This is a genomic window from Flavobacterium sp. (assembly GCF_044371705.1).
In the GTDB taxonomy this organism is placed as follows: Bacteria; Bacteroidota; Bacteroidia; order Flavobacteriales; family Flavobacteriaceae; genus Flavobacterium.
This window is the reverse complement of the sequence record NZ_JBILTE010000225.1, coordinates 1-3,863: the sequence shown is the minus strand read 5'-3', so window position 1 is coordinate 3,863 and position 3,863 is coordinate 1. Positions and strand designations below refer to the sequence as shown.

The 3,863-nt window shown below is 34.7% G+C and carries 5 protein-coding genes; 3 read left to right on the top strand and 2 right to left on the bottom strand.

Translation table 11 applies throughout. From position 1 onward, the window contains the following. Nucleotides 1-92: 92 nt before the first annotated feature. Both ACIQ2S_RS12035 and xrtF read right to left on the bottom strand, forming a co-directional pair. The gene (locus ACIQ2S_RS12035) at nucleotides 93-536 is read right to left on the bottom strand and encodes an exosortase F system-associated membrane protein (protein WP_396176323.1); all 444 of its coding nucleotides are present in this window, start codon (nucleotides 534-536) and stop codon (nucleotides 93-95) included. Further along, nucleotides 517-1,068, bottom strand: a complete 552-nt coding sequence (gene xrtF, locus ACIQ2S_RS12030) for an exosortase family protein XrtF (protein ID WP_396176321.1) — start codon at nucleotides 1,066-1,068, stop codon at nucleotides 517-519. The genes ACIQ2S_RS12035 and xrtF overlap by 20 nt, the downstream gene beginning before the upstream one ends. Nucleotides 1,069-1,138: 70 nt before the next feature. Between xrtF and ACIQ2S_RS12025 the strand changes: the two genes are divergently transcribed. The 3 genes from ACIQ2S_RS12025 to ACIQ2S_RS12015 all read left to right on the top strand — a co-directional run. Then, nucleotides 1,139-1,594 carry a GAF domain-containing protein gene (locus ACIQ2S_RS12025; protein WP_396176319.1) on the top strand — a complete coding sequence of 152 codons (456 nt, stop codon included), beginning with the start codon at nucleotides 1,139-1,141 and terminating at the stop codon, nucleotides 1,592-1,594. Nucleotides 1,595-1,687: 93 nt separating this feature from the next. Then, nucleotides 1,688-1,957 carry a 30S ribosomal protein S15 gene (gene rpsO / locus ACIQ2S_RS12020; RefSeq protein ID WP_396176317.1) on the top strand — a complete coding sequence of 90 codons (270 nt, stop codon included), beginning with the start codon at nucleotides 1,688-1,690 and terminating at the stop codon, nucleotides 1,955-1,957. Nucleotides 1,958-2,090: 133 nt separating this feature from the next. After that, nucleotides 2,091-3,863: polyribonucleotide nucleotidyltransferase (locus ACIQ2S_RS12015; protein ID WP_396176315.1), on the top strand; the 1,773-nt coding region annotated here is incomplete at its 3' end.

Here is a 3,863-nt window from a genome sequence, read left to right as displayed (position 1 = left end):
TAGTTTTTTTCGATCAAAATCGACTAATTCGCCTGAAAATTTAGTAACTTTCATAGTCCTTACATTAGACTATTAAAGATACGAAAAAAAGTCTAATGCTGTTTCTTTTGCAGATAAAAAGCAGGAATAAAAAGCAGTAAAAACAAAGGTTGAATTAAAAATCTTCGCAAATAGAATAGCAAAAAATTATAAGACTCGTCCAAAAACAAAAGCACAATAAAAAACCCTCCAATCAAAATAAAAAACAGTAAAATGTAAAGTACAATAACAAACTTTATTAAAGATAGATCGTTAAATAAAAAGAATAAAATCATTAGTGAAATAAACGAATTAATAAAATATCGTAAAAACATATTCCAAAATAAAGCAACATTATTAAACTCAGGAAAAGGTAAGTTTAGATAATCTCTTTTAAAATAAGCCAAAAAAGGATCGTAGAACAAACTTGTTTCATAGTATCGCAATAAGGCAAAACCTACTAAACAAAAGGTAATTAAAAAAACCGTCTTTTTATCTTTAAACAGATTTTGCAGCATACACTGATAATTTTGTTACCCATATAAACCATAATAGAAAAACAATTCCATAAATAAATAGCGGAAAAAGAACGCCATGCAACAAATGCTGGTGTTGAGGATAATGCAAAAGTGCGATGCAAATCAAAGCAATTCGCACTATATTTAAAAAATGAATTAATAAACATCCTCCTAAAATAAAAATTGTCGTTTTCCAATAATTCCCTTTAAAAGCAACTATAAAAGCTATAAATAAAATAATGACGCTAATTGCATTGCACCCCTCGACCACTCGAGCAACGTATTTTTTATTGACATACATTTTGAAGGAGGCTTCTGTTTGATGCGGTGCTGCCTCACATTCATACCCAAAAAACTGAATAACACGCACAGTTTGATTGGTTACTAATTCTGTAAAACTGTCCGTTTCATTTTTTGAGGAATCAAATTGACTCAAATATCCCAAATAAATAAAACCCAGAATAGCGTAGGTTATAAAAAATTTGAATAAAAAAACCAGAAATGGCTGGTACAAGGTTAAATATTTTTTCAAAAATCTATTTTTAACAAAAATATGTAAAATTAGGCTTCCCCAAAACTTTATATTTGCCAAAAATAAGTTTATGAATTTTGAACATTTAAAACCATCAGTTCTTGCTGCACTTTCTACTAAGGAATTATCAAGAGAGGAGAAATTAAAAGATCTTTGCCAATTGCTGCAAGACCATATATCCTACTACAACTGGGTTGGTTTCTATTTTGCTAATCACGACACAAAAACGCTGCATTTAGGTCCGTATGTGGGAGCCGAAACTGATCATACAGTGATTCCTTTCGGGAAAGGCATTTGTGGTCAAGTAGCTATTTCCGATCAAAATTTTGTTGTGCCTGATGTATCCGCACAAGACAATTACATTGCTTGCAGTTTTACGGTTAAATCTGAAATTGTTGTTCCACTATTTGTAAATGGCAAAAATATCGGTCAGATTGATATTGACAGCCATGTTATAAATCCTTTTACTGAAGCCGACGAACGCTTTTTAGAATTTGTTACTCAAGAAGTTGCGAAGTTGTATTAGAAAAAACTTGTCCATTTAAAAAATAAAATTACCTTTGCAACCGAATTAGGAAAAGCCTGATTCATACATAATAATCATTTAAATAATATTGGAATGTATTTAACTAAAGAAACAAAAGCTGAAATTTTCGCTAAACACGGAGGTAAAGCTGAAAACACAGGTTCTGCAGAGGGACAAATTGCATTGTTCACTTTCAGAATTACTCACCTTACGGAACATTTGAAAAAAAATCGTCACGATTATAATACCGAGCGTTCGTTGGTTTTATTAGTAGGTAAAAGAAGAAGTCTTCTGGATTACCTTAAGAAAAAAGATATCGTGAGATATCGTGAGATTATTAAAGAATTGAATATTAGAAAATAATCAATACAAAAGAGGTGCGAAAGTGCCTCTTTTTGTTTACACTAATTTGTTTAAAAAAAGTTTGGTTTTTCATTGGGTTCAACAACTACACAACAACACAACAGACCTAATATTAATACCAAAAAATTAATTTATGATTCCAAAAGTATTCCAAGAAACAATCGATTTAGGTGATGGAAGAAGCATCACAATCGAAACCGGAAAATTAGCCAAACAAGCAGATGGTTCTGTTGTAGTTCGAATGGGAGATGCAATGTTATTGGCTACCGCAGTGTCGGCCAGAACAGCAAATCCAGCAGTAGATTTTTTACCTTTAACAGTAGATTATCGTGAAAAATTTGCCGCAGCGGGACGTTTCCCGGGTGGTTTTTTCAAAAGAGAAGCACGTCCGAGTGACAGTGAAGTGTTAACCATGCGTTTAGTAGACCGTGTGTTACGTCCACTTTTCCCGGATGATTACCATGCTGAAACACAAGTAATGATTCAGTTAATGAGTCATGACGAAAATGTCATGCCGGATGCATTAGCCGGTTTAGCCGCTTCTGCAGCTTTGGCTGTTTCAGACATTCCTTTTTATAACTTAATTTCAGAAGTACGTGTGGCACGTGTGGATGGAAAATTTGTAATCAACCCAAGTAGAGCTCAATTAGAATTGTCTGATATTGACATGATGATTGGAGCTTCGTTGGATTCAGTTGCAATGGTTGAAGGCGAAATGAAAGAAATTTCAGAACATGAAATGGTGGAAGCAATTAAATTTGCACATGAAGCCATTAAAGTTCAAATTCATGCTCAATTGCGTTTGCAAGAAGCATTTGGAAAAAAAGAAATTCGCACCTACGAAGGCGAAAAAGAAGACGAAGCTGTTTATGTAAAAGTAAAAGCTGCCGCTTATGATAAATGTTATGCTATTGCACAAGAAGCATCAGCAAAAAGTGAAAGAGGTGAAAAATTTGCCGCTGTAAAAGACGAATGTAAAGCTTTATTTACTGAGGAAGAATATGCAGCAAATGCAGATTTAGCCGGGTTGGTTGGAAAATATTTCTACAAAACCAATAAAGAAGCCGTTCGTAATGTAATTCTTGAAAAAGGAATTCGTTTAGACGGAAGAAAAACAACTGAAATCAGACCCATTTGGTGTGAAACAGATTATTTACCTTCTGTTCATGGATCTTCTTTATTTACTCGTGGAGAAACACAAGCTTTAGCAACGGTTACTTTAGGAACTTCAAGAGAAGCCAATCAAATTGACTCGCCCAGCGAGCAAGGCGAAGAGAAATTCTATTTACATTATAACTTCCCGCCATTTTCTACCGGTGAAGCAAAACCTTTAAGAGGAACATCTCGTAGAGAAGTAGGTCATGGAAACTTGGCACAACGTGCTCTAAAAAATATGATTCCTGCCGAATGTCCGTACACAATCAGAATTGTATCTGAAGTTTTAGAATCAAACGGTTCTTCTTCAATGGCAACCGTTTGTGCAGGAACAATGGCGTTAATGGATGCTGGTGTTCAAATGATCAAACCGGTTTCCGGTATTGCGATGGGACTGATCACCGATGGTCAAAAATTTGCTGTACTTTCCGATATTTTAGGTGATGAAGATCACTTAGGCGATATGGACTTTAAAGTAACTGGAACTGCGGATGGTATCACTGCATGTCAAATGGATATTAAAATCGAAGGTTTGCGATACGACATTATGGAACAGGCTTTAGGTCAAGCTCGCGACGGTCGTTTACATATTTTAGGTAAATTAACCGAAACCATTGCAACACCAAGACCAGACGTTAAAAAACACGCTCCAAAAATCATTATGCGAACAATTCCAGGTTCGTTCATTGGTGCATTAATTGGTCCGGGCGGAAAAGTAATTCAAGAATTGCAAAAAGCAACGGGCACAACT

What these genes read in the sequence shown, in the direction of transcription:
- ACIQ2S_RS12035 (WP_396176323.1), bottom strand. Translation starts at nt 536, where the DNA reads ATGCTGCAAAATCTGTTTAAAGATAAAAAGACGGTTTTTTTAATTACC.
- ACIQ2S_RS12025 (WP_396176319.1), top strand. Translation starts at nt 1,139, where the DNA reads ATGAATTTTGAACATTTAAAACCATCAGTTCTTGCTGCACTTTCTACT.
- rpsO (WP_396176317.1), top strand. Translation starts at nt 1,688, where the DNA reads ATGTATTTAACTAAAGAAACAAAAGCTGAAATTTTCGCTAAACACGGA.